Raw genomic sequence first — 406 nt, forward strand, 5'->3', positions numbered from 1 at the left:
GAAACAAGGACAATTCGAACAACTTTACCAACCGCTCTGGCAAGTTATCGAGCTGCAAATTATTGAGCTGGAAAAACCCGATGGCCGATTAAAAGGTGCAGAGCTTGCGAGCTTTGCCAGCCGTTATCGCCGTCTGTGCCATTTCCATGCGCTAGCCAAAGACCGTCATTACTCAAGCCATTTGGTGGATAAGTTGGGCGATCTTGTGGTGCGCGGCCATCAACAGTTGTATCGCCGCAAACAACCGTTTGTGCAACAGTTCATTAGTTTTATTGTGGCGGGATTTCCACAGCTGGTGCGCGAACATCAGGCCTATATCTGGTGGGCGACAGCACTTTTATATGTGCCGGGTCTGCTGATTTTTTTAGCCATTTTATGGCAGCCGGATTTGGTGTACACCGTTACC

The 406-nt window shown here is 49.0% G+C and carries 1 pseudogene; it reads left to right on the forward strand.

The window, feature by feature from the left end:
• Positions 1–406: pseudogene (locus tag B4E62_RS07830) on the forward strand (stage II sporulation protein M); the annotation flags it as partial.

It is taken from the genome of Cellvibrio sp. UBA7671 (genome assembly GCA_002483145.1).
Lineage (GTDB): Bacteria > Pseudomonadota > Gammaproteobacteria > Pseudomonadales > Cellvibrionaceae > Cellvibrio > Cellvibrio fibrivorans.